Genomic DNA, 25295 nt, shown 5'->3' with positions numbered 1-25295 from the left:
CCGGGGGCCATGCCACGTCGTCAGCGTTTTTCCTCAAGGATCTTGTTCAGCTCGGCCCCATCGATACTCAGTGTCGCGGTATTGAGCATGCCTTCGAGATAGGCCTTGGCGATCTGTTCCTGACGCTGGGCGCGCAGGGCCTGGGTCAGGCGATCGCGCAATTCGTCCAGCGTGGCGACACGGGCGGGTTGCAACTCGGTGAGTTTGATCACATGAAAACCCGCCTGGCTTTGCACCGGATCAGAAACCGCGCCGACCTTGAGCCGCGACAGCACGCCGCGCACTTCCGGCAGCCATTGTTGCAGCGGCTGCAAACCTGTGTCACCGCCGCGCTCGGCGCTGACGCGGTCCTGTGAATACTGACTGGCCAGCCCGGCAAATTCGGCAGGGGCTGCCTGGGCCTTGCGACTCAGGTCCTGCGCCTGCTTGCGCACGGCCTCGAGGTTCTGCGGGTCGGCCACCGCGAGGTAAATCTGGCTGACACGGTACATCGTTGGCGTCACCCACTCCGACTTGCCCGCGTCATAGGCTTGTTGCAACTCGGCAGCACTGGGGTAATCCGCCGGCACCTGGCTGACCGACTGCAAGTAATTGCGAAAGACAATCTGCTCGGTGGCGGCACGGGTTTGCTGCTCGATCTCCGGACGCTGACGCCAGCCTTGGGCGTCCGCCTGTTCGAGTACGGCTTTTTCGGCAAGGCGTGAGCGAATCCAGCTCTCCAGCGTTGCGCGATCAGTGCTCAGCTGTTCACGAGACTCCACCGGCAAGCTCGCCAGCAGCGCTTTCAATTCCGCGCTGGCGACCTCCTGATTACCCAGGCGCGCCACTGCCGGCTCACTGGCGGCCGAGGGCGCCGGTTGCGTCGCCGCTATCGGATCATTTCCCGGCCGCACACCCAACGCCACGGCGACCACCAACAACGCCAGCGCTCCCGCGCTGGCCACGACCGTACGCTTTTTCACAGGGCTGCGACCTCTTGTTCCGGCGCCTGGACCCCTTCAGCCTGGGCACGCACTTGCGCGGCGTTCTGGCTGTAATCGCGCAGGTAAACGATGAACTCCTGCAGCAAACGGTCCCACAGTTCCAGATTGCCACGCAGGTAGTCGGCGCTTACACCGGCCGCCACCACCACGTCCATTTCCATCACCAGGAACTCACCTTGAACCGACAAGCGGGCAAAACGTCGCGAGGCGTTCCATAGCTCCGCCAGCCCGGCCGGCAGTTCACCCTGAACCCGCAATGCGCAACTGAAGGTGAAATCGACATAGCTACCCTGCTCCGCGGCCGGATTGCCGAAACGCACGGCATAGCCGATGCCCTGGCTGGCGCTGAGCAACTGTACGATGCCGTTCTGATCCGTCTGGTTGACCCGGTAACCGGCGGCTTGCAGCACCTCGGTCAGCGATTGCGGCGATACGTATGCGATCAATTGAGTCATGTGAGTTCTTCCCTGTTATCAGTGAGCGATCGCGGCTTGCGGCGCGTCGAATTGGGTTTTGTACAGTTCATCGCCAAAGCCCTGGGCCATTTCTTCAAACTTGACCCGGGCAGTGCCAGCGAACGGCTGGCGGATTTTCATCACTTCGGCCACATCGATTTTTTCGTAGGCCACGAGAATCTCTTTGGCGACGCCATACATCTGTTGATTCTTGACCGAACATTGCTGCATTTGTGTGTCACGTTCGGTCAGTTGCTGCTCGAGCCGGGACCGTTCGGCTTCTTTGCCCCGGGCCATGACCAGCAACTCGTCATAGGCTTTCTTGAACTTGCCGATCTGCTCGCTACTGGCCGCCGCCTGGGCCTGGGCCTGGCTCTGCAAACTGTCCTGTTGGCTGGCCAACTGTTCCGCCACGCCTTTGTACCTGGCCAGCTCTGCCGTCAATTGCTTGATCTGCGCCTGGGCTGCCTTGGTCTCGGCTTGCGCCGCCACCTGCGCGGCACCGGCCTGAGCCTGTTGGCTTTGCAACGCTTGCAGCTGTTGAGTGGTGCTACGCAATTGCGTGCGCAGGCGTTCCTCCATGCCTTCGGCGCTGACACCCTGGGTCATCGTCAATCCCGTGGCCAGCAGCCAGAACGTGGCCGCAATTCGTGTGTTCATGAAGCTCTCCCGGCGCCTTAGAAGCGCGTGTTGATTTCAAGCTGCAAGACATCGATGTCGAATGGCGCACCGTAGACCGCCTCGGAACTCAACCAGCGACCGGTGGCAGAGACGTTCTTGGCCAGGCCGTAATTGCCGCCAAGGAAATAACCCTTGGCATTGGTGCCGCCCAGGTGGAACGACGAATCGTTGAAACCGTCCGGCAAGGCATCCGGCTGGATGTACTTGTAGCCGGCGAACAGGTTCCAGTCGCCCTGCTTGCGCAACTCCAGAGCGTTGCCGAGGGTGAACTGAACCATCCAGGCATTGGCGCCACTTTCGATGTCACCGTCGTTATCCAGGTTGTTGACGATCTGCCCCGCCGAGCGGCTGCGCATGTCGCCTTCGTCATAGCCCAGGTTATGTATGTAGTTGGCCTGGCTGCGCAGCTTGAAGTTCTCCGGCAGGTCGGTGTCCCACGTAAAGTTCAGGTCCACCAGGTTGAACTCGGACGCCAGGCCGACGAATTGCGGCTGTGGCGTGGTGGCCGGGCTGAGCGGATTCGGCGTGATGTCACGCAGCAGGAACACGGTGTTGCCCTTCTGCATGAACGCCGCACGCGTGCCATCGGAGTCGCAGCCAGGTGCCCCGGCCCAGGGTTCACAGGCACTGGAGCGCTGACCTTCGATGTCATCGAAGCGGTAATAGGCCAGCGCGCCTTTGAGGCGGTTGCTGGAGTTGATCGCCCACTTGGCGCCGATCTGCGCGCCATACAGCCATTTGTTGTCGCTCTCTTCCTTGTCGAAACCGTTGCTGGAGCTGGTGTCGTTGGTGTAGTCCACCGGGAACGCACCGACCGTGCCGAAGAGGTCCCATTCGCGATTGATCTTGCGGTCGAAAATCGCCGCCACGCCGTCAAAGTTCAGGTCGTTGGAATAGAGCATGTCGGTGGAGTAGAACGGGTTGGCAATGCGGCCACCGGTCAGGGTCAACTGATCGGACGGTTTCCAGGTCAGGTAACCCTGATCGAGCCAGATGTCTTTCTTGCCGAAGCCGCCGCCGAGGGCCTGGGTGGTCGACACCGGGTTGTTGTCCGACCCGGTCGCGATACGCACCCCGGCGGTCCATTCGGGCGCGATGACGGCTTTCATGCCCAGGCGCGCACGCAGGCGGAACAGGTTTTCCCGCTCTTCACGGGTGTTGAGCAACGGCGGCAATGCCGTGCTGCTGTTAGGGTTTACGTCGTAAGGTCCGTTGTTGTTGAGCTTGGCAAAGTCGACGATTTCATTGCTGTTGGTATCCGAGTAGTAACGCGACTCGTCCCGCAGGCGGATGTCGCCGTCGAAGCTGATACGCGAGACCCAATCCGGAAAGGTGTTGGGCTGGGCCCAGTTTTCCTGTTTGGCGGTCGCCATGACTTCGGCCTTGACCTGATCGCGGATCTGATCACGTACCGCCGCTGGCACGTATTGCACGCGAACATCGCCGGGGACGGCGGCAGGTCCGGCGGCGGCCACGGCTGTCGGCGCGGCGATCGCTGCCTTGCGGGCCTGATCCGCTTCGCTCTGTGCCTGGGCGATCAGCTTGTCGGCCTTGTCCTGTTTCAGAATGCCTTGTTCCACCAGCAGGCGGATCAGATTGATCGTGGCGTTTTCCGAGGGCGCAGGCGCTGCAGCGGCCTGACCGACCAGGGTGGCAATGACCATGCCGACGGCCAGGGATAATCGATTCACGTTGGAAATCATCTGCACACAACTCCTAATTGCAAAACTTGAATTGTTCGATTAACCCGGACGCCGCCCTTGCAGGGACAGGCGCACAGGCAAAGTAATGGAGGCCGGAGGCCGTTCGCTGAGGTGGGGCGCCGCCCGCAATGCCGCGATGACCTGGTTGTCGAGTTCGGGTTTGCCGCTGGACTTGACCAGTTCGACCCGGGTGATCTCGCCGACACTGCTCAGCCACACGTCTGCCTGGAGCGAAAACGCCAGGTTGCGCAGGTCCGGGTTCTCGCGCAGCAAACGCTGGAAGGTAAACGCGAGGAACTGGCTGTAGGTGCCGTTGCCCAGACGTCCGCCACCGGAACCGGCCATGCCACCGCCCTTGCCGACGGGGATACCGCCTTCGCCAGCCTGGGCAGCGGCGTCCATGTCCATCGGCTTGTTCAGGTCATCTGCCGGGGACGGCGGTGCCTCTTCTTCAGGCTTGACCTCTTCGGGCTCGGGTGTCGGTTCGGGTTCGACCATTTTTTCTTCCACGGGGGTTTCCGGTTCAGGCGGTTTTTCCGGGGGCGGTGGCGGTGGTGGCGGCAACGGAATGATGGTCGGCACCTTCGGCGCTTCCCGGCGAATGCCACTCATGTCGTTGGCCCACTGCCACAGGAACCATGCGGCCACGCCGGCGATCAGCAAACCGACGCCCCACTTCACAACGCGCAGGGCTGAGGGCTTGACGGGTGACGGGCGGATGGGAAGTTGAGCAGTCATGGTCAGCCCTGTGTCGGTTTGCCGGTCACCAGACCGACTTGTGACAATTCCAGACGGCGCAGCAGGTCCAGCACCTCGACGACTTTCTGGTACTGCACCGTGGCGTCGCCGCGCACGATGACCGGGAAGTCGGGGTTCTGGGCCTTTTCGATGCGCAAGCGGTCTTCCAGCTCGGCCAGGGTCACCGGGTAAGCGTCGAGAAACACCTGGCCACCTTCGTTGACCGAGATTGCCTTGGTCTTGGCTTCGGACAGCGACACCGAGGCACTGGCCTTGGGCAGGTTGATCTGGATACCCGATACCTGTGCGGTGGCGGTGAGGATGAACATCACCAGCACCACCATCAGCACGTCCACCAGGGGCGTGATGTTGATGCTGTCCACCGCTGCGTCATCGTCATCGTCGTGGGAGGCATTTGCGGAAGCCATATCAGTGCTCCTCAGGCCGGTACGTGGGCGTTGGTGTGATTGCCACGGCGGTGCGCCGACTCACTGAACTGGCTCTCGCCGTGCATCTCCGCCAGTCGAGTGATGAACTCGTCGACAAACACGCGCATGTCGGCGCTGACTTCCTTGTTGCGGGTGATCAGGCGGTTGTAGCCAAACAGTGCGGGGATCGCGACGAACAGGCCCATGGCGGTGGCCAGCAACGCGGCGGCCATGCCGGGAGCGATCGCGTTGATGTTGACGTCGCCCGCCATGGCCGTGCCCAGGAACACCACCATAATCCCCAGCACCGTACCGAGCAGGCCGATGTAGGGGCCGCCGGCAATGGCGTTGGACAGCGTCGAGAGCTTTTCGCCGAGCGCCTGGTTTTCCCGGGTGCGCACGCCGTCCATGGAGCAGCGGATCGCTTCGATCGTGGCCGCCGAGACCGACGAGGTATCAGCGCCCTGCTCCCGGCGGGTACGGATTTCCTTAACCGCCACCAGATACAGGCGCCACAGCGAGGAGTGCTGCAAACGCCGGGCGAGATCCTGGTCGTCGGCGAACATTTCCAGGCGCGTGCCGACCTTGGCGAATTGCTCGCGAAAGCCTTCGTTGGCTGCCGTGACACGGCTGAGCATACGGTTCTTGCGGATCATGATGAACCACGACTGGAACATCATCAGCACCAATACCGCGATGATCACCCAGGCATCTATCGGCACGGCGTTGAACAGGAAACCGAGGCTGCCGAAACCGTAACCCGATTGCTCTTCATCGACGCCATAGGCCACCAGCTTCGATTCGGCGCCCTGTGAGTTAGCGTCAGCCAGCAACTGCGCGGCAGGACGGGCCACCTTGGACAGGCGCAACTCGTCGATGGCGCCGGCAAACGGCAGGTAAGCGCTGGCTGAGAGATCGGCACCGATGGCCATGACCGAGTTGAACGCGGGCATGGCGACCACGAGGCTCGCGGTTTCACGGCCATTGGTGTACAGCGAGACCTTGCTGCCTTCAGCCGTCAGCGCCAGGTGCTGCCACTGACCAGGGTTCAACGCCTGGGTCGACACTGCGCGCTGGCCGTCGATTTCCACGAACGGCATGCCCTGGTTCAAACCGAGCAGCAGGCTGTGTTCGCCTTCGCGGCGGGCCAGCACCAGTTGCTCGCCATTGGCCTGGTCCAGGCGCAGCCAGGCGCTGAAGGTGAACGCGCTGCCCGCGTTGTGCTGCAGCGATGGACTGGCTGGCAGCAACAGCGGCTGGTCACTGAACTGCAACGCACGCCCCATCACCCCGTCGATACTCGAGCCGGTGGCGCTTTGCGCGGTGTTGCCGTAAGCCGTGGTGTCCTTGGCCGGGGTGCCGGTGGCGCCGTCGAAATGGTAGAGCGCGGTGAAGTTGGGCTCGAAGGTCAGTTGACCGTTGCCGGTAGCCGGGGCTTTCTGGTTGCCGTAGTACATCCAGATGTCCTGACGCTGACCGCCCTCGACTTTCGGTACATCGACCCACACCAGGGCCATGCCCATCAGCGCGTCGAAGCTTTCGATCTGGTGGTTGAGCACGGTCTTGTCATCGGCGGCGACAAAACGCAGATCCGCGCCGTCTTCCTTGACGCCGTCGAAGGTGAAGTTGCCGGTGTGCAGGCGCACCAGCAGTGCGGTTCGGCCCAGGGCTTCGTTGATGGCCGCACCTTGGGGCGTGGTGTCCACCGAAATCTGTTTGCGGTAGTGCCAATCGTCCTGCCACCACGCCTGGGCAGTGGCCGGGAGCACGACGCTCAGGCACATCAGGAAAGCGAGAAATATGCGCTGCATGAAAATTACTCCGTAGGTTCAGAATGTCGCTTGCAGGTTGAAATGCAGGCGCGATTCCTGTTTCGAGGTGTTCGGCCCTTCGAGCAACGGGTAGCCCCAATCCAGGCTGCCGGAAAGCCATTTGCTCAAGCTCGCGCGGGTGCCCAGGCCAACGCTGGCCAGCGCGTAATCCGCGTCCTGGTCGGGAAGTTCGTCGCGCAGGTACAACTGGGCGCCTTCGGCGAAGGCGTAGAAGCGCCACTCCTGGACATAGCTGCCGAGGTACTTGGCGAGTGATGGCGAGCGCAGTTCCTGGCTCAACAAATAGCCGTCGTCACCGGTGCGCTCGGCCGCCAGGTAACCGCGCACCGAGGTGGCGCCACCGGCGGAAAATTGCTCGTTCGACACCAGCGGACCGGAGGCAATCTGAAACGACGCCTTGCTCGCGCTCTGCCAGTCATTGCCGAACGTGTAGGTGTAATTGGTATCGCCCTTGAGCACCGCGAAGCTGGGGCTGGCGCGATAGCGCTTGTAGTCGAAGTCTTCGTCGGAGCTGCCATAGCCCAGGAAGCTGCGGGTGCCCGCCACCAGGCTCAATCCGAGGCTCAACTGTGAGCTTTCGGTGTAGCGAAAGCCGTTGTAAGCGAAGGTGAACGGCGCATATTTGAGCGGCACTTTGTCGCTGTCGCCGTCAAAGTCCAGTTGCTCGTCGAAGTCCTTGAAGTCGATGCCGGCCGACAGCGAGTTGGACCAATTGCCGCTGGACGGCAGCGTGTAAATCGCCGATACGCCGTAGGAATGACCCTTGCCCAATACGTTGCTGCCGCCAATGGTGGCCACGTTGCTGTCGGACTGGTAACCGGAAAACTGCACACTCCAGCGCTCGCTGAGCGGCGCACTGTAGGAGCCGGACCAGACCTTGGCGTTGGACGTGTCCTCAGGCGCGGTAAAGAAGGTCAGCGAAACGCTGTGCCCCAACTGCCAAAGGTTGTTGTAGCCGAGGCTCGCGACACTGCGCAGCTTCTCGGTGTCGGCGCTGTAGTCGTTGTTCAGGCCCAGAGTCGCTTGCCACGGATCCTGATCTTCGACCTGCAGGTCCACGTCCATCGTGCCCGGGCGTTGACCCTCGCGCACCAGCGGCATTACTTGACGACCGGGGTTCTTGTTGAGCTGCGCCAGTTCGGTCTGTACCTGGGCGAAGTCCGGCACCCGGCCTTCCTGCAATGCCGGCACGTCGTCGCGGATCTCCACCGGCGAATAGTGCTTGGCACCGACCACCCGCACGCGGCCAACCTTGGTTTCGCTGATTTGCAGGTAGACAATGCCGTCCTCGACTTTCTGCTCAGGCAACTCGACGAACACCGATTGATAACCGCGATCCTGATAGGCCTTCTGCAAGGCATCACGGGCGCCTTCGATATCCTTCAGGTATTTGCCCGGCCCGAGAAACGGGTACACCGCCTCTTCAATGGCACGGGCATCGAGCACGGTGTTGCCGCGCACGAAGTATTCGTTGACGTCCACAGGCTTGGGCGACAAAAGCTCCGCGGTCTGCTCTGCCCATGCCGGCTGCACGCCCGCCGTCACCAGCAGCCAGCCCCATAGCGCCAGCCGTGACTTGAAAAAATGATCCACATCACCCCCTGAATTCGAAATACCGATGACCGTCTGCACTGCGGCAGGCTGGCTCAATTGCTTGTGGTCGAAGTCACTGCGGGCGCGATCAACATGCCGGGCTCGGCAAGGAGGCCCTGCAACAAATCGCGCTGCTCATCGAGCAAGTCATCGATTTGGGGACGCAGCAGCACCAGCGAATGCCCCGGAGGGATGTAGCTGGAGACCTCTTTCAAGGCACCCTGCCAATCTTCCTGAGACACTTTCCAGACCCATGGCGCACCGTAGCGATACACCGAAACCGGCTTCTTGCGCGCGGCTCCGACGATCTTCGACAGACGTTGATCGAGCTCCTGCATCCCTACTTTCGAATAACGTTCCATAGTCCCCATCGCCTCACTCCCGGCTTGCCGCCCCGGCTGGAAAAATCACCTTGCGGCCCCCCTCAAGCACGTCACATAGGCATGACCGGGCTGGCGAAGTGCTACCGAACTTTTGTCATGAAAGCTTCATTTGGAAATTGGGAATCGGGCTGAAAAAAGACTCTTCAAACAACAAGAATCCCTGTGGGAGCCACAGGGAATGGCTCAGTAAGGTGGCGTGATTCGGGAACGAAAAAAAAGGCGACCCGAAGGCCGCCTTGATATTGCGTACGACTGTCTTACAACATCAACTTGCCCCGCTCCTCCTCGGTCAACTGGCCCCGCTCGCGCTCGTCCAGTGTGCCGGCACCGAGCACCTGCACCGGGCTGTTGGGGTTGTAGGCAGGCGTTGGCGCGCGGCTCGCGCCATCGCGATTGGGTGCCAGTTGTTCGGAGCCGAAGCTCAGCACCTGCACGGTAAACACCGAGGCCTGGTTCTTGCGTGCCGCGGCCTGTTGCTGGCGTGACATGTTATCGGCCGCTTGCGTGGCCGACGTGGCCGCGGAGCTTGCCGAGGTGATCGCGCCGGTGTTCACCGACGCCGTTACCGGGACCCCCGACGATTTGCCCTGTACCTGAATGTTCGCCGCGTTGACCACCCGCAAGGCGATGATGTTGATATTGCCCGACACCCGGATCCCCGCCTCGCCGGCATCGATCGTACCCAGTGGTGCGATCAGGTCGATGTCGCCCGGAAGCACTTCGGCAATCGGGTTGAGCGTGGCGATACCGGCACCGGTGCTCGGTACGACCGGCGACAGCGTCACGTTGCCCCAGGTGTCGTAGATACGTTTGGGCGGCGTGAACACCACGGTGGTCTTCGAGCCCCGGCCGGCATTGATATCGCCCCCGGCCGACCAGCCAAGAATACTGCCGCCGAACGTGGTCATGACCCGGCTCTGCCCCAGCAAAATGCTGCCCTGGGAATACAGCTGGATATTGCCCTCGCCCTGGGTCACCACACCCGAGGTGGACGGCGGCGCCGCACCTTCGACACCGAACACCTGGCCACCTCCGGGGGTGAGCATCTGGATATCGCCACCGAACAGCGTCTTGACCCCCGCGCCGCCGTACAAGGTGATGTCGCCGTCGTAGCGGATCGCATTGCCGGCCACGTCGTTGGTCGGGAACAGCTCGGCAATTGCGTTGCGACCGCGCAGGTAACTGCCCTGGCGTGGACCGTTCTCGTCAGAATATTCCAGGCCACCGGCACGCAATTCGGCGAAGTACACCTGCCGCGCGAACACCGCCTGCTCGTAACTCGGCAATGCGGCGTAGAATGCACGCGCCTGCTCTTCGTTGCCGCTGAAACCGTAGCCCAGGGTCAGCCACGACAGCAGCTCTTCACTGTAGGTCTTGACCACCTTGCCCGGTTGCGCGGCCAATGACGTGCCGGTGACGGCGAGGTTTTTCGGATCCAGGTAACGGTCGATGAAGCGCGAGTAATCCAGCCCTTCCGCCCCAACGCCGGCCTGCAACACCAGGCTTGCACCCGGACGGCTATCCCCTGCGCGAATGGGTCCGATACTGGTGATACTGGCGCGGTCTTCCATCAGGATGTTGCGCCCGGCGGTGATTTCCAGGGTGCCGGGGCCGCCGATGTCGAAGCTGCTGTAGAGAATGTCGCGGCCAGCGGAGACACGTGAGACGTCGTTTGCGTTGTTGTGGATGAACAGGTTGCCGGTGGCGACGAAATTCGAACCCAAACCTTCTCCTGCAATTCGAACGGGCTGCCCCAAGGTTGTACCGGATGCAACAATATCGCGGCCCGCCAACATCCAGACCGGTCCGGCGGCTTCGTACCAGGTACGCTTCGTGATCGAGTTAAAAAGAGTCTCACCACTACGAACGCCAACCAGATCTCCCGTCAGCGCATAAAACCGCGCAGGTGCCTGAATGCTACTCAGACCTGAGTAGCTATCGGCGCCAAATGCGAACAATGGATAACGACGGTTTTGGCCGGCAGTGATACCGTCGACGCCACTGTTCGACATCAGTGTACGGATATTCCCTCCGTTTCTGGCATAGCCATTGAAGGCTGGAGCAAATGGCGTGGCTATGGACAACGGGCTGGCGCCAGACTGGTTGATTGCATAACCGCCGGCGTAAATGGAATCGCCTGCGAGCAGCTCAAGCTGTCCTGAAGTCGATGGTGCGAGCAGCAACGAGTAGGAAATGCCCGGAGCGACAGAAGATCCATTGAGATAGCCAGCGGACGGGCCAAAATAGATAGAACCTTGCCCGGCTACCGCACGCAGGATTGAGGGCACCACGAAGCGACCGTCCGTGGGTGAAATATTGCTCCCGGCAGGGATGGTGTCATTCAACGTTTCCGCCATCAAGGTACTCGGAGCGAGGTTACCTCCTGCAGAAAACAGGTCAATGGCGGTGTGATCAGTCCACAAGGAGAAACCAGTCAAACCACCACCGGCATGCACTATCCCGTCTGGTGTAGTGAACGCAGTGGAGTTCTGCAATGGCACCCGACCTGCGTCTGCCGCGCCACCCAGGACCAGATCGCCTCGGGTATTGAGGCGCATGCCCGAATCCCCTGGAATCAGGACCAAGCCGCCGGTGGCAGCGCTGGTGGTAGAGGTGAACGGGTCGTAGCCGCGGACTTCGCGCAGGTCCTGATCACCGGCATTCGAGCCGTAATGCAATCGCACTGCGCCCGCCGCTGATGCAGTCAATTGCGCGGCGCCGCGCAGGTTGATCAGCGCTCCCTGCAGATCGTGATGCGGAGTACTTACCCCGGCCGCGCTCGCTCCGGCGTGGGGTGACGGGTTGAGCGAGCCACCGATGCGAATGTCCATGTCACCGCCACCGGTCAATTGCAGGCTGCCGTCGCTTCCTACGCGCCCGGTGCTGGCAACAGCAACAATCAGCCCTTGGCTTCGTGGAGCTACATTATCGCCGCCAAATGACCCCATGGGTCTGAGCATGCCGCTATCATCACCCGCCCGAAGGCTGATGTTGCCGCCCCCTAGCGTGCCGAAACCGGTGAATCCCACCAGATAAGGTGCAGGATCGGGAGTATTCCCGAAATTTACCCCGGCAAGAGGCTCGTTTGCATAGCTGCCAAAATTGATCCACCACGCAGTTGGCACGTCATTGTTTCCCGTCCCCTGCCGCCACAGCCAATTACCTACAGCGACGCTTGGTTTTTGCTGACGTTGTCCGGTTTGACCAGCAAGCTTGCTTCCAACACTATCACCGGACACTGCCCCCCCCGCATTGATGGTCAGGTTACCGCCCATCTGCGGGAACCAGGCCTGATACAGGCTATCGCTGCCGCCATTGACCCATTTCTCATAATCGCTGCCAGCGCTGCCCAGCACCGATCCATCGTCCGAAATGCGCCCGCGGGGCTGGTTGTAACGTGGGTCGATATTGCTCGACTGAGTGCCGGCGGTGTACACGCCGAAGGGTGAGTCCATGCTCAGGTTACCGGCAGCGATCAGGTCCAGATCGCCGGTGCCGGTTCGCAGTACACTGAACATTTGGGTATGGGTATTGACTTCGGTGCCTGGTTTCGTTTCAACGCAAAGTGCCGGGTCGAAGTTAACGCACCAGCCTTCAACGTCATCAACAGGTGCGTAGTCAGGCATGCCCATGTAGTTTCCAGGCGCCCAAGTCCAGCGAGCCATGGGTTCACAGAGGCTTGGATCTTCGTCACAAATATACAAGTCGCCCTCCGTTACAGGTTGGAAAGCAGGGAATCCGTAGTAGTTGCCCTCACTCCACACCAGCTGTGCCACCTTGACTTCTACTTTCAAACCGTAGTGAGTATCGGCCAATCGTAAGGTGCCGTCAGCGGTCACCGGTTTTACCGCTCGACTGTCCGCTGCCTCCAGATCCGCCCCCGCGACTACCCGCATCGACCAGGACGCACTGCCCGACGGCAACATGCTCGCCACCGCCCAGTTGCGCCCCTGCTGAGTACCGCTCAAAGGACGCAAATCGATATAGGCTGTGCCATCGGCGAGCTTCACATCCGTCATCGACGGAATCAGCGAACCACGCAACAGCGCCAGCGAACCACTAAGCGTCACACCCACATTCGCGCCGTCTAAAACAGTACTTGGCAGCGGCACACCTTTGGGCCAGAGCATGGCTTGCATCGCAGTGGTTCGATTCAACCGCGTACCCGCGCCGAGACGAGCGCCCACCGGCAACGTGACGTCAGCCCCCATCAATGTGCCAGCGGCGTACAACAGATTGCCCGCCGCGTCATGCACCGCGCCCGCCAACACCGTGCCGGCACTAAACGTGTATGCCTCGGCCAGCACGGCCTGGGCTGGCAATAGCGTGCCACTGGCCAGTGTGGCGGCCTGGATCGGCAGGTCATAGTTCAAGGCGACACCGACCGGATACCGGGTGCCGTCGGCGAGGGTCACACCCGCGCCCGGCACGATCAAGTCGCCGCCGAACGGCTGCACGCCGGCTACCAGCTTCCAGCCAGTGTCATCCACAGTTTCCGGTGGAGGCGCAAAACCATCGTTGATGCTGCCGTAAATATCCAGGTTGCCACCGGCACGAATCACCAGGCTACCGGACTCGCCGGAACCGTAGACCGAGGTCTTCTGCGTGTGCGGATTGAGGCTCGCGTAGCGGTAGCCGGACAGGTCCAGATCGCCCTGCACCACCAGGTCGCCATCGGCGGTTTTGCTGGCGATTTCCACTCCGGGACGCAGGTGGAATGCGTCCGCATAGGTGGCGTTGTTCAGGCCCGCCAGTTTGCGTTGCAGCAAATCGGCGTTGGCCAGGGCGGCGTTGATGAACGTGGTGCTGTCGAGGTGAATGCCGTCCAGATAAGCCTGGTCAATGACCTGATACGGACGACCGCTGGCCGCCGGGTCGGTACCGTCGGCGGCATCGATATAGCGTCGGGTGGCGTTGAGCCCGATGGAGCGTGCGCCCTGAATGTTCAGCGCGCCGGTCGCATCAATGGCGATATCGCCCGCCCCCAGTCGCGGTGCGTTGAGCTCCAGCGTGCCAAGCGAACGACCATCGTGCTGTCCCGGCAAGTTGCCGATGGCCACGTCGGTGCCGTGACGCAGATCGATCCGCGCACCGGAGGCCAGTGTCAGCAGGCCATCGCCGGAGTTGAGTTCAACCATCGCCCGGTTCGGCGCATCGATGATCTTGCCGTAGCTGTCGACCCGCAGCATGCGGCCGTGGGCATCGAGCGCCGCGCCGCCGGCCACGGTCAGGCCATTTTTGCCCGACAAGCGAATGCTGCCGACCCGCTCGCCACTGGCATCGATCAGGCCTACGACGGTGAGGCTGCCGTTGTCCACCGATACATTGATTTCACCGGCGTTGAGCCCGTCGCCGATCACCAGGTTGCCCTGCTTGAGCTGGAAGCTGCGGCTGCCGAACACCTGCCCAGCGTTCAAGCGCTGGTTGAGTGCGGCGAATTCCCCGTTCAGGTCAGCGCTGCTGCCCAGGCGCTGTGCACGAATGTCTACACCCCCAGCCTTGTACGGCACCCAAGTGCCGCCCGCGTCGTAATAACCACTGCTGCTGCCGAGGATTTCACCTTGTAGATCCACAACCCCGGCGCCCGCCGCCAAGGCCACGGCGCTCAGGTTACCGGCCTGATTGTTGACTGCCGACAGGTCGATGCGCGAACCGGCCGCCTGGCGAATATTGCCGTTGCTGCTGTACAGCGCCACATCGCCGCCCCAGCTGTATTTCTTCACGTCGTTGAACGGCAGCGTGCGCCCGGCCAGGTCGAGCTCGGCGTTACGGGTCAGCGTGACATCGTCCTCGGCCTTCACCGTCAGTTTGCCGCTGGCCAGGGCAATGCGGCCGTCGACGATCACGTTGCGCGCTTCCAGGCTCAATTCCGCGCCCAGGGCATCGGCGACAGCGGTATGGTCGCCCATTGGCGAGCTCAGGGTCAGGCTGGTGCCCGCCTTGAGCAGGTTGACCGAGCCGGCTTCGCCAGTGAGCAGCGGCGTACGCAGGTTGAGGTTGCCGCCGCTGTAGGCGTAGCCCTTGATCGGATCGTACGCGCCCTGCTGCTCGTAAACCGCCAGGCTGCCCTTGTGGTTGGCGGTGATGCGTTCGCTGGCGTTGAGGTTGACGTTGGCAAAACCCAAGGCCATCCGGTTGTTCTGGTCCTGACCATTGGGTTGCGGGTTTGGGCCGTAGCCGAACTCGATGCGTTGTGCCTGGATATCCAACGTGCCATGGCCGGTACCGGCGCCACCGTTGACCACGGCGCCAGGGGATTGGGTCGCGCCGTTCCAGATCAGGTTCTTGGTGCGAATGGTCGCCACATCATTGGCATCGCCCAGGCCGTAAATGGCCGGGGTGACCAACACCAGGTTTTCCAGACGGCTCTTGCCAGTCTCCGCGTCCAGGGTGTCGAGCGTGACCCCGCCGATGAAGTTGAACGAGTCGCGGGTGGTGAGGCTCAGGGTTTCCAAGGCTGGCGCGCCGAATTGGGTATCGCCACGTAACAAGCGATCGAGCACGCTCTGGTTCAGGACCAGGCCCGCCGGCAAACGGCTGCCCGCCGCCGCGAGCGCCTCGGCACTGCCAGCGTTCACCGAGCCCACGGCCAGGGCCAGGTGACGAGTACCGAAACGCACCGCTTCGCCCATTTCGAACCGGTTGTCCGTGGCAGCCGTGATGCTGCCGCTGGAATAGAGCAATGAAGGGTTGATGCAACCGTGCGCGGGACAAGTACCAATCCGAATACTGCCCGCTCCTGCAGTACCGACGGCCGCGTCCGGCGCCAACACATTGGTCCAGCCGTTGGACGCCATCAGCAGGCTGGCTTGCCCTGGCTGATAGATGAAACCCGCCGTTGAATCGTAGGGCACGTTGCCGCGACCCAGGGTATTGATGCCCGCCCCGGATTCGATAGTGATGCCGCCAGCTACGCCAGTGGTCCACAGGATGACTTCAGGCGCCGAGAGCATCGCACCTTCGCGCAGGGTAATGTTCCTGGTATTGCCGCTGAATTGAATGAAGTTGCCGCCCATGTCGTATTGCACTTTCGGCGTCGCACCGATGGTCAAGCGACCGGCCTCCAGGTTGTTGAGGTCGTTCGCATAAAGCGAGATACCGTCGAAGCCTTGGGTTCGGGAGGCACCAGCCCCCAGCACTTCAAAAGCTGTGCCCCTCACTGCGACTGTTCCCAGTGCACCTCCCCCGGCGGCGTCGAATAACGCCTTGCCTTTGAAATCCAGGGCAATATCGCGATCACTGTTCTGAAAGGACAGGGTCAGCGATTTGCCATCAAGGGTGGTCTGCCCGCGTGGCACACCACGACGTGCCGCGTCGCTGTAGACGAACTGGTTGAAACTGGTTTCGTTGTACTGGGAATAGCGGCGCAGTACATCGGCCGAGGTCAGGATGACCTGAGTGGCAAGGTTGTCGTGCAGCCCGCTATTGGCAATCGACATTTGCCCGGCGCTGGTCCAGGAACCGTTGCGCATTTTCAGCGCGCCAGTTGCTGCGCTTGCCATCGCCTGGCCGTTGACTTCGACCCGGAAGGCGCCGGGCAGCAAGGCGAACGTGGACGGCAACAGAGTGTACGTACCCGCCGGCAGACCAGGAACGCCGGCGCCGATGGTGATCTGCTGGCCGATACGCGGATCACTGGCACCCGCCTCACCGAACATTGGTGCATAAAGGCTTTGATTGCCTGGAACGATAGCGTACACCGGATTGGTACCGAGACCCGGAAGGCTGAACGTGCCATCGGCGGCATTGCGTACCAGCGGATTGAAACGTGCGTCGGTGGAGCCGCCACGTCCGGAGACAAACCCGGCCCCGCGCAAATCCCCACCGCCCGACAGGTCGATAAGAGAACCTGTTTGCGCCTCGGTGTAATGGGAAGCCAGGATCACGCCGGTTGATTCGTTCGCAATCCCTTTCAACACCAGAGGCAGGCCGTTGAAACGGTAGTCAGTGTCATCGGTTGTGCCGCCGTAGGGCATGAGCAATCCGGCGCCGCTCACTGAGGTCACGCTACCCGGCAAGAGGCGAATGGTACGGGTATCACCAATTTCACTGACAGAGCCCACTTTGATCAGGCCCAATGGCGCACGAATAACCCCACCCTGTTCGATGTTGTCGGCGAACAATTGAAGCGTACCGAAGACCGAATACGGCGGCGCCGCTGGGGCCGAACCATGGCTGCTGAAACTCAATGTATGACCCGGCTGAATTCCCCCCCCCGTCAATGCTGTGCCCTGGTAACCCACGCGCAACTCGGCCCAGACTCGTGTAGCCGGATAGATTTGTGCGGCGCTAAGATGCAGGTCGCCCGCCGTCCAGACGGTGGAACTCGCTTGTGTATCGGGTTTTCCGAGAAAGCGGATGTCACCGGCGCTGTCGAGTGTCACAAGCTCAAAGCTGCGACGGTTGTACAACTTATCCGGTCCACTCAGTTGTCTAAGGGCCCCACTGGCACCGAACGAGAGGTTGTTGCCCAGGTCGAGCAAGTTCGCCGTGGCGCTCAATCGCGAGGCAGATACCCTATCGGTCGCACTATTGAGCAGCCTTGGGCCGTAGCCAGATTGTCCGTCGTAGAACCCGATGCCGGAAAGACGCATGTAGGAAGCGGCCAGATTAATGCGTGCAGCATCTTTGGAACCTTCTGCCATCGACAATGAACCCGCGAATAAACTCAGGCTCTGGTTCATGCGCAGGTCGACATCACCGTCGAAAGTCAGCAAGCCATGGCTGAACAGGCTCAGGTTGTCAAAACCGCCAGTCATCAGTTTGTCAGCGCTCAATCGGGTATAGCCGTAGTTCAGCAGCGAAGCGGTCTCACCCGGCTGCAACTCAGTCGGTAACAGCTTGCCATCCGGCCCTTGGCCGATGATCATTTCCCTCGCTACCCGGACATCGCTGCCTGCGAGACTATCGCGGTATAGCGGCGAATCAAGAATGACTTCCAACTGCCCTCCGGCAGCTCCCGCCCCACCAGAATTGGCGCGCAGGCTGCCATCAATAAACAGACCGTTGTACGAACTCAAGGTGATTCGCCCACCATCGGTGGCAACCCGGGTCGCCCCCCTTCCTTCGACATCCAGGACTGCCTGGGTCCCGGACGCCTCAAGACGCGCACCTGGGCGCACAATCACATACGCATCAGCCGAAGTCGCGGTGGCCTTCTTCGCATTGATCTCGCCGCCAATAATGATACTGCCGCCCTTGCCTACGACACCGTAAACCCTACCTAGCGAATCAACGGCGGTTGTTGCACGACCGGCCACATCCAATACTGCGTGATCACCAATCCAGATCGAACGGTTGTGCACCTTGGGATCGGCCAACTGCGGGGTCTTTTCAGCATCGGTCAAACCAAACTGCTGCTGGCGCATGTCGATGGTACCGCCCCAGGCGTTGAGTTCACCGTCGACTGTAATCTGTCCGGCACTGCGCAGGTTGATGCGCTGACCGGGGTCGACACTGATGCGTGAACCCAGGCTGATGGTCAAGGTACTGTTGGCCGGGTCCATCTGGTTGACCTCACTGCTACCCGCCTGCAGTGACAGACTCGCGCCGCCGCGTTGAGTCAGTACACCCTTGACCGGGTTCTCCTGAAACAGCGCAGGCGTCCAAAACTCCAGCGCCGTCGTCGGATCGGCCCCTCCAGGCTGGTTCGATGCCGAATCAGAGAAGCGGTAAACCGGCATCGACACGTCCATCACCGCGTCGTCCGCCACTTGCAAGGTCGTCAGGCCGATGACGTTGTAGGCCGAGAAGCCCTTGTTGAACGTATCCGCTGCCAGCTTCAGGGTGTGAGCCGCAACGGGACCGCTGGCATCGCCGATCAGCACCTTGTTGGCCTGGATCTTCAGGGTGCCGCCGCCCGTGACGCCATAGCCGCGCACTTCGCCGTCCATGACCAGTTGCGATTGACCCGGCACCCGCTCCGCGCTGGACTCGAGGGTGACGTCACCGCCCTTGCCGCCCCGGGTCTTGCCGTTGCTCAATACTGCACCGCCGGACGACACGTCGATGACGCTGCCGCTGGCCAGGTTGATGTCGCCAGTGCTGCGGATCGTCACCACACCACCGTTGAGATAGGCCAGGCTGTTGGCGTCGGTCAGGTCGGTGCGCAAGTTGGCCCACACGCCACGGGTGTCCAGATGCACGCCTTCGGCCACGGTCACCCCTGACGGCGGCAGGCTGGCTGCCGCCACACCCCGACCCAGATTCAGGCTACCGCCGCGCGCGGTCAGGTCCGCCTTGACCCGCACATCCTGACCGAACAATGAAATATCGCCACCGGTAGCAACGGTCACGGCTTCGTCGACGTCGACGGTGCCCTTGGCCGCGACCTTCAACGCCCCTAGGGCGAAACCATTGACCATGTCGTTATCAAGGAACAACTTGCCCTTGCGGTCAGCCGACACCGCACCGGTCAACCCCTGGTCGTTGCCATCGGCGGGACGCTCACCGCCGATCTGCACCTGATCCATCACCGCTTCATGGGCGTATATCAAACCGTTGGCGGTGGCCGACCAACTGGGGAGGTAACTGCCGACGATCAACTGTGCCCGTCGCGCCCTGGCGGTCTGGGCCTGGGCATAACCGTCGAGGCCGGCGCGGGGTGCCTGGATCTGACGCTCACCCTGGAACACCTCACCGAGCAACTGGCCATCCAGCACCGCATTGTTGGTGGCGATCACCAGTTGCCCGGCATCGCGGCCCACGGTGTAGCCGGACTCGGCGCGCCGTCTCGGGGCAATCAGCGGGTTGTGGTAGTAACTGGTCTGGCCCCAGCGTTCGCTGCTGTCTTCATAACCTTTGTAGAGCCCGGTGTAGAGCATGTCGCCGGGCGCGCGCGACACTTCATACAAGCGCCCATCAGCGCCACGCAGCCAGCTCTGGCGGATGAAACCGCTCTGTACATCGAGGGTGCCGCCGGACAGATTGATCAGCGAGCCCTTCTCGGTCACCACGTCATTGCCGGTGAAACTCACCGTGCCGCCCTGGGCCATCCATTCGCCAATGGTGTGGCCCTGGGTGCCGAGGTAACCGCCCACTTCCAGCAAACCGCCGGCGGTGTACCAACGATCGGTAGCGTAGCCATTGGTGCCGGCCGGGACGAAGATCAGTTCGCGGACATCGACCCACACGTCGTTGTTACTGAGTTTGCCTTCATTGCGGTTGACCGACGAATCGCGCTGCTCGTTGCCCTGCACGTTGATCTTGATGTTGTTGGCTTCCATCGCCACCTTGACGCCCAGCGACCCGGACACATCGATTAATGCGCCATTGCGCACCAGGCTGCGCAGCCCCGCCGCCACGGCGACCTGACCGCCGGTGGCGAGGGTGATCGAACCGTCCTGGAACTCCACGGTGCCGCCGCTGCCGATGTCGATGTGCGACTGGTCGCTGCGGATACGGTTGTTCAAAGTCACGCCGGTCTGCGCGGCGTCGTATTGACTGTTCAAGGCCGTGAGATCGCTGCTGTCGAGCATGATCGCACTGACGCTGCCTTGGCCCAGGGTCACGCTGCCAGTGGTGTCGGTCGACGGGTTGAGCAAATGAAGGGTGCCGCGGGTGTTGACTGAAGTGCTGGCCAGCAACACGCCATTTTGCACCACCTCATGACCGGTCATGGTGATGTCGCCGGTCGAGGCCTGGATCAACCCATTGTTGCTGACCTTGCCCGAACCGCCTGCCTTGAAGCCCGGAATCACTTCGTTGCCGAAGGTGGTGGAGAAACCATTGCCTTCGGTGCCCGAACCCTTGCGGATGTAGAAGCGGTCACCGGCACCGAGCACGGTCTGGCCCTTGGCGGTGCTGATGGTGCCGGCGTTTTCCACCTCATTACCGAGCAGCAGCACGTAACCACCGGAATCGGTGGACAGCTTCGGCGTGTGGGTTTCGATGCGCGCGCCGCGTTCCACCAGCACCTTGCCGGCGGCATCGGTGAAGGTCGGCTGGCTGCCGGTGCTGTCGTAATACAGGCCACGGTCACGGAACTGCACATCGCTGATGTTGGTCGCCGCCGCCACCAGGTTGCGCACGTTGACCTGGCTGGTGCCGCTGAACACGATGCCGTTGCGGTTGATCAGCATCACCGTGCCGTCGCCCTTGATCTGGCCCTGGATCTGGCTCGCCCGGGCGCTTGGGTCGTTGACCCGGTTGAGCACCGCCCAGTTCGATTGCTGGGCGAACTCGACAGTGGTGTCGCGCCCGACGTTGAAGGTTTCCCAGTTGAGAATCGCCTTGTCGGCAGTCTGCTCGATCTTCACCGTGGTCCTGCCACCGGACTGGGTCTGCTGTGGCCCCTTGGCGTTCTCCCAGCCCTGTGTCAGCCCGGTGTCGACCTTCAAACCGCCCTCGCCCAGGCCATTGGGCACGAACTGCACCGTGCCGAATGCCGATGCGCGCCCAGCGGCTTGTGCGGCCTGCTGCGCGGCGATGGCCGCCACGGTGTTGTTGAGCGTCTGCACCGAGCGTGCCAGCTGCTGCCGGGCCCGCTGCTGCTGCGCCAGTGGCGGGGGCATGCCCGGCAAGCCATTCGACGGCCGCGATGCCGCCTGCTGCACCACGCCCTTGGCGGCAAACCAGTTCGAGCTGAACGCCGTTGCCGCCTCGGCACTGCCGGCCACCAGGCACAGCGCAATCGCCTGGGCCAATGGCTTGAGCAACCACTGCGCCGGGGCCAGCGCAGGCGTGGTGTCACGGCGGACAGACAGAGAATGGGTATTGCGACGAGCTTGGCGAACGAGCATCACTACCAGGTCCTTTTTCAATTGGCGCAAGAGGCCGCAGGCCGAGTAGAACCTGCTGTTACGTCATAGGCGGTTGGCGAGAGGTGCGACCGAACGGATGTCACACAAACTTCACGAATGGCGTGTAGCCAAAAAAAATGGCAGCCCAAAAACGGGGCTGCCATCGGTGCGTCAGATCAAAACGACAGGATTACAAAGGCAGCGGCTCACGACCTTTACCGTTGCAGACGTTGGTGTTGTTGATATCGAGGTTTTTGCCGGAGGTGTTGGTGATGAAGTTGGCGGTCACGGCGTTTTTCCAGTGAAATCAGCCTGACCCGACAAACACCCCAAGGGGTCGAGAAATACCGGCAGGTGTTGGGGCCTTTGGAGTGAACGACTCGAAGCACCTGTCTTAACTCAGCACCACCACCCCACCCGGCAATTCAGTGCACTTGACCCCGTAGGCATCACGAATCATCAACGCGACCCCGGCCAGTTGATCCAGGTTGAACCGCGCCTGGACCTTGCGTTTGCCCAATTCACTGTTAAGCAACAACAACATGCCGGGACGGTAGCGGTTGATTTCGTCAATGACCGACGCCAGCGTCGCGTCGTTGAACACCAGCACCTGTTGACGCCAGGCAATGACCGCTGATGTATCGACGGCTTGCGGGGCGCCGACCTGTTGGGCGTTGTAGGTCAGTTGCTGGCCGGATTGCAGGGAGATGCTGCGGCCCGACACATCCACCTGCAAGGCGCCGTCCAGGCACGTGACGCACACGTTCTGATCGGTGTTGCGCACGTTGAACCTGGCCTGGCTGGCGACGAGCCAACCTGGCCCGGCCTGAACCTTGAGTGACGCCTGAGTTCGCGTCAGGACTTCGACTTCACCGCTGACCAACTCGAACGCCTGATTGCCATCGGTACCGGTGCGGCGATTGATTCGGGTCTGGGTGTTGAGTTCCAGACTGACGCCATCCGCCAGCATCACTTGCCGCTGCTCGCCGACTTCAGTGATGTAGTCCGCACCCAACCCGGAAAAACCGCCGGGCACGGTCGAACGGATCAGGAAGAACGCGGCGGATGCGGCAATGGCACCCCCCAGGAACGCCCGACGCCCCAGGTGTCGAGGCGCGTTCGCCTGTTCGACAGCCGGCCGCAGTTGTTGCCATAACCGCTTTGCCTGCTCGAATGCCTGGGCATGCTCGGGGCTTTGCGCGCACCATTCGCGCAGCGCTCGGGCATCGGCGACAGTCGCCCGGCCGGAGGTCAGCAGCACCAGCCAGTTCCGGGCTTCAGAGGTGAGCCGGTCCTGAGAGGCTGGCTCAGGCGATGGAAAACGGAAAATGTTCAAGCGCGGGGATACTCACGGATTAATCTGGACTCTTTCAATTAGACGGTTTTCCCGCGCCGGGACCGAACCGCTGAATGAATTTTCTTTCCAGGCGCCCGGCACAATGGGTCAAAGCAGCTTTGACTTCCTTCTCGACCATCCGGGTCGAGATCCCGAAACGCTGGGAGATTTCCAGGTGTGGCGCCTCTTCCAGGCGTGCAGCGATGAAAATCTTGCGCCGACGAGCGGGCAATTCGTACAGGGCATTGAGCAGCAACTGAATTTCCTTTTGCCCACCGACAACCCGGGCAGGATCGAGTGCTTCATCGGAAACCTGCAACAGCTCGTCCACCTCGCTGCCGGTCAGCAAGCGTGCGTCCGATTGGCGTCGGTCAGCCGCGATATTGAGGGCCATGCGATACAGATAAGCATTGGGCTGGGTAATGTTCGGCAGATCTTCCATGCGGTCAACCCGCAAGTACGTTTCATGCAGGACGTCATTGGCCAGATCTTCCGAGCCAAGGCGTCGGCGCAGGCGCGCCTTGAAATCGTCATACGAGGCCACGAACAACGTGACCATCGAACCTTTGCCGGTGTCTTTCATCCCCCGGAAACTCCCTTCCCATTTGAGCATTCCATGCGTTTACCTGATGACTCCGGTAGCAGTAGCAAAGTGACCGGCTGACTGAGCGAGCTCGGCGTCGGACGTTCGATGTCCAGGTTACGTAGACTTTCCACCAGCGCGGCGTCTCGCTTGAAATCACCGGTAGAACTGACCAGTCGACTGTGCTGCACAACGCCGTCGCGGCCGATCCACAGTTGCAGCAAAGCGCGAAAGCTGCCTGGCCGGATCAAGGGTGAACGGCACAGGCTGCGCTCGATCGCCGCTTGAACCGAAGTCGCATAGCTACTGCCGGCAAGCGACGCACTGCTGCTTGCCGGCCCCGCAATGGAAGACACCTCGGCCACTTGCAAAGTGAAGGCATCCGCACGGGCATACCTGGCCATGAGTCCACTGCCACTGAGCATCCGGGTCAATGCATCGGTTGCGCTCAACCGCCCCTTGACAGCAATTGAACGCCGGCCGCGAGTCAACTGGTGATCCACCAGCACAGCCATGCCGGTCGAGCGGCTGAACCACTCCAGTGCACTGCCCAGTTCCTGGGCCGGAATATCCAGATCCGCAGGCGCACGCGCATCAACCGGGTCGGCAATCACGGCGGACGCTTGCAACCAGAACAGCAATGCCAGACATGCCTGGCGAACCTGTATCGATGAACTCTGGTGCGCTTCCCTCGCTTTGCCTCGCTGCACGGCTGACCTACCCCTGAAAAACGTCATCCTGATGGCTGTTTATGAACCTGATGTGACGGGCGGTGCAAAAAAACCATCACGAGACGTTAAACCGCAGTGCATTAGACTCGAACCCATGCGCGGCCCGTTCAGGGCCGGCAAGGAGGCCTTCAATGAAATACTTTGTGAGCGTTGCGGCGGGCGTGTTGCTGATGACCGGGTTGTCACTGGCCCGGGCCGAAGAAACGAAGGGGTGCGTCGAAGTCTCGGTCGATGGCTACAAGGCGCCAGACTACAAGTGCCTGAGCCAGCAAATGGGCAACAACCCCGAAGGGGCCGCTGCAGCACAGAAAAATCAGCAAGGCATCAATGTTCCGATCAACAAGCGCCCGGCAAACCAGATCGGCCTGGCGACCCCCGCCGCCACTAGCACGCGCATGGGGAACACCTTCGGCACGTCGGTAAAACCGCAACGACCCGCGCCTTCGAACGTGACGTCACCCTTGCTGATCGGCAAATAACCGGATCAGGCACTGGGCGTTTGCCGAAAACTCACGGCCAGTCGATTCCAGCTGTTGATGGTAGTGACAGCGATGGTCAAGTCGACCATCTCGCCTTCATTGAACTGCTCCCGGGCCTGGGCGTAGACGTCGTCCGGCACATGGCTTTCAGAGAGCAGAGTGACTGCTTCGGTCCAGGCCAGCGCGGCGCGTTCGCGTGGGTTGAAGAAGCCGCTGTCGCGCCAGACCACGATTGAATACAGGCGCCGGTCCGTCTCGCCGAGGCGCCGCGCATCTACGGAGTGCATGTCAGTGCAGAACGCGCAGCCATTGAGCTGCGAAGCGCGGATCTTGATCAGGTGCAACAGCGCCGGTTCGATACTCAGGTTGCTGGTCAGCGCCTCCATGGCAATCATGGCTTTCATCGCCTTGGGCGACGCGCTGTAGTAATCCAGACGGGAATTCATGGCGTGCCTCGTGCATCGATTGAAGCGTTCACGGTAGGCGCTGAGCCCCTCGCATTACAGATCCAATTCGGCGAATTACCACTGCACCACCCGCAGCAGGCCAATCCACGGTTTTTCCGCCACGCAACTTCTGCGCAGCCGCGCTTGCGGGTAATCTGGCGCGACGCACACGCGCCCACCCGCC

Annotated in this window: 14 protein-coding genes and 2 pseudogenes; 2 read left to right on the top strand and 14 right to left on the bottom strand. The window is 61.6% G+C overall.

Translation table 11 applies throughout. The features are described 5' to 3' along the window. Positions 1–20: 20 nt before the first annotated feature. The 10 genes and pseudogenes from F8N62_RS07310 to F8N62_RS07265 all read right to left on the bottom strand — a co-directional run bounded on the left by F8N62_RS07310 (position 21) and on the right by F8N62_RS07265 (position 21536). Positions 21–962 (bottom strand): peptidylprolyl isomerase, encoded by a 942-nt coding sequence (locus F8N62_RS07310; protein ID WP_150710318.1) that lies wholly within the window; start codon positions 960–962, stop codon positions 21–23. Continuing rightward, the gene (locus F8N62_RS07305; RefSeq protein WP_150710317.1) at positions 959–1438 is read right to left on the bottom strand and encodes a YbjN domain-containing protein; all 480 of its coding nucleotides are present in this window, start codon (positions 1436–1438) and stop codon (positions 959–961) included. The genes F8N62_RS07310 and F8N62_RS07305 overlap by 4 nt, the downstream gene beginning before the upstream one ends. Positions 1439–1456: 18 nt before the next feature. Next, positions 1457–2098, bottom strand: a complete 642-nt coding sequence (locus tag F8N62_RS07300) for a DNA repair protein (protein WP_150710316.1) — start codon at positions 2096–2098, stop codon at positions 1457–1459. A 17-nt stretch (positions 2099–2115) separates the two neighbouring features. After that, a complete protein-coding gene (locus tag F8N62_RS07295) occupies positions 2116–3822 on the bottom strand; it encodes a putative porin (protein ID WP_150710315.1) in 1707 nt (568 codons plus the stop codon). A gap of 39 nt (positions 3823–3861) precedes the next feature. Continuing rightward, positions 3862–4560 (bottom strand): energy transducer TonB, encoded by a 699-nt coding sequence (locus tag F8N62_RS07290; RefSeq protein WP_150710314.1) that lies wholly within the window; start codon positions 4558–4560, stop codon positions 3862–3864. A gap of 2 nt (positions 4561–4562) precedes the next feature. Beyond that, a complete protein-coding gene (locus F8N62_RS07285; RefSeq protein ID WP_150710313.1) occupies positions 4563–4988 on the bottom strand; it encodes an ExbD/TolR family protein in 426 nt (141 codons plus the stop codon). A gap of 11 nt (positions 4989–4999) precedes the next feature. Beyond that, entirely contained in the window at positions 5000–6799 is a 1800-nt protein-coding gene (locus tag F8N62_RS07280; RefSeq protein WP_150710312.1) for a DUF2341 domain-containing protein, read from the bottom strand. Positions 6800–6817: 18 nt separating this feature from the next. Further along, positions 6818–8413 (bottom strand): ShlB/FhaC/HecB family hemolysin secretion/activation protein, encoded by a 1596-nt coding sequence (locus F8N62_RS07275; RefSeq protein ID WP_150710311.1) that lies wholly within the window; start codon positions 8411–8413, stop codon positions 6818–6820. Positions 8414–8493: 80 nt separating this feature from the next. Beyond that, positions 8494–8775, bottom strand: a pseudogene (locus F8N62_RS07270) (transposase); the annotation flags it as partial. A gap of 278 nt (positions 8776–9053) precedes the next feature. After that, complete coding sequence (locus tag F8N62_RS07265; RefSeq protein WP_150710310.1) at positions 9054–21536, bottom strand: filamentous haemagglutinin family protein; 12483 nt, start codon at positions 21534–21536, stop codon at positions 9054–9056. Positions 21537–21839: 303 nt separating this feature from the next. Between F8N62_RS07265 and F8N62_RS32130 the strand changes: the two are divergent. Beyond that, positions 21840–21911 (top strand): annotated as a pseudogene (locus tag F8N62_RS32130) (type II secretion system protein GspJ); the annotation flags it as partial. A gap of 19 nt (positions 21912–21930) precedes the next feature. On the opposite strand, the gene F8N62_RS07255 reads toward F8N62_RS32130, so the two are convergent. The 3 genes from F8N62_RS07255 to F8N62_RS07245 are packed head-to-tail and all read right to left on the bottom strand — an operon-like array spanning position 21931 to position 24165. After that, a complete protein-coding gene (locus tag F8N62_RS07255) occupies positions 21931–22872 on the bottom strand; it encodes a FecR family protein (protein ID WP_150710309.1) in 942 nt (313 codons plus the stop codon). 34 nt (positions 22873–22906) lie between these two features. Then, a complete protein-coding gene (locus F8N62_RS07250) occupies positions 22907–23455 on the bottom strand; it encodes an RNA polymerase sigma factor (RefSeq protein WP_150710308.1) in 549 nt (182 codons plus the stop codon). After that, positions 23452–24165, bottom strand: coding sequence for an STN domain-containing protein (locus F8N62_RS07245; RefSeq protein ID WP_150710307.1), 714 nt, complete (start codon positions 24163–24165; stop codon positions 23452–23454). Before F8N62_RS07245 ends, F8N62_RS07250 begins: the two co-directional genes overlap by 4 nt. A gap of 152 nt (positions 24166–24317) precedes the next feature. Between F8N62_RS07245 and F8N62_RS07240 the strand changes: the two genes are divergently transcribed. Then, on the top strand, positions 24318–24665 hold the full coding sequence (locus tag F8N62_RS07240; RefSeq protein ID WP_150710306.1) for a hypothetical protein: 348 nt from the start codon (positions 24318–24320) through the stop codon (positions 24663–24665). 5 nt (positions 24666–24670) lie between these two features. Here F8N62_RS07240 and F8N62_RS07235 read toward each other — a convergent pair whose 3' ends face one another. Then, complete coding sequence (locus F8N62_RS07235; RefSeq protein WP_150710305.1) at positions 24671–25111, bottom strand: carboxymuconolactone decarboxylase family protein; 441 nt, start codon at positions 25109–25111, stop codon at positions 24671–24673. Positions 25112–25295: the final 184 nt, after the last annotated feature.

The organism is Pseudomonas fluorescens, assembly GCF_902497785.1.
In the GTDB taxonomy this organism is placed as follows: domain Bacteria; phylum Pseudomonadota; class Gammaproteobacteria; order Pseudomonadales; family Pseudomonadaceae; genus Aquipseudomonas; species Aquipseudomonas fluorescens_BO.
The sequence above is the reverse complement of the archived record's forward strand: the minus strand, read 5'-3'. Positions and strand labels throughout refer to the sequence as shown.